At 62.6% G+C, this 1183-nt stretch carries 1 protein-coding gene; it reads right to left on the bottom strand.

The window, feature by feature from the left end; translation table 11 throughout:
* Positions 1-140: 140 nt before the first annotated feature.
* Positions 141-1097 carry an IS5 family transposase gene (locus OSC30_RS16765; protein WP_425474765.1) on the bottom strand — a complete coding sequence of 319 codons (957 nt, stop codon included), beginning with the start codon at positions 1095-1097 and terminating at the stop codon, positions 141-143.
* Positions 1098-1183: the final 86 nt, after the last annotated feature.

Here is a 1183-nt window from a genome sequence, read left to right as displayed (position 1 = left end):
GGATGGTCTGATCAATCGCCGCGCAACCACTCACGCGTGACATTGGTCCCGTCAAAGCGAAAAACGCTCATTTTGACGGCGGAATGCCGCCTTATTCGCTCCGCAGTTGACCTCTTTGGTCCACTGCGGACACAGCGGCCCTACCTATGTTGCAACAGCGCTCCGCGCGCCATCCACAGGTTGACCAGCGCGAACAGCGTCGTGACCTGCGCGCCGTTCTTGGCCAAGCCCTTGTAGCGGACCTTGACGTAGCCGAACTGCCGCTTCAGTACCCGGAACGGATGCTCCACCACCGCGCGTATCGAGGCCTTGGCGTGTTCCAACTGCTCGGTGATCTCGCGCAGCTTGTCATCCTCGATCGCCTTCACCAGGCTGCGCTTGGCCGCGATCCAGAACCTGCGGCCTCGCTTGGGCGCCCGCTTCTCGGCGCCGATGTAGCCGGCATCGCCGAACACGTGCCGCTCCTTGCCGTGCAAGAGGTTCGCTACCTCGGTCACGTCCGCCACGTTCGCCGCAGTGCTCACCACCGAGTGCACCTGTCCGGTGCACTCGTCCACACCGATGTGCGCCTTCATCCCGAAGTACCACTGCTGGCCCTTCTTCGTCTGGTGCATTTCCGGGTCGCGCGCCTTGGCTTTGTTCTTGGTCGACGGCGCCGCCGCAATAATCGTGGCGTCCACGATAGTGCCTTGCGAGAGCTTCATGCCGTGGTCTTTGAGGTGTCTGCTCACCGCGGCGAAAAGTTGCTCGGCCAGACCATGCTTCTCCAGTAGGTGCCGGAACTTACAAACCGTCGTTTCGTCCGGCGCGCCTTCCTGGCCCAGGTCGATGCCCACGAACCGCCGCATCGCTACCGAGTCATACAGCGCTTCTTCCACCGCCGGATCGGACAGCGCGTACCACTGTTGCAGGAAGTGGATCCGCAGCATCCGCTCCAATCCCACCGGGCGACGACCACCACCGACCGGATCCTTCGGGTAGTGCGGCGCGATAACCGCGCACAGGTCCACCCATGGCACCACCTGATCCATCTCCGCCAAGAACACGTCGCGGCGTGTCGCCTTGCGGTGCCGCTCGAAACCGGCGTCGTGCTCCATCGACAGGCTCATCTGCTTGGGTGCCATCACGTACCATCCATCCTCAGGTCTCGCTAAGACCGCGGGGCAAAATCAGAGTTTCCCTA

The sequence above is a fragment of the Frateuria hangzhouensis genome, from assembly GCF_026410505.1.
Classification (GTDB): Bacteria; Pseudomonadota; Gammaproteobacteria; order Xanthomonadales; family Rhodanobacteraceae; genus Frateuria_A; species Frateuria_A hangzhouensis.
This window is presented reverse-complemented; position numbering and strand designations above follow the sequence as displayed.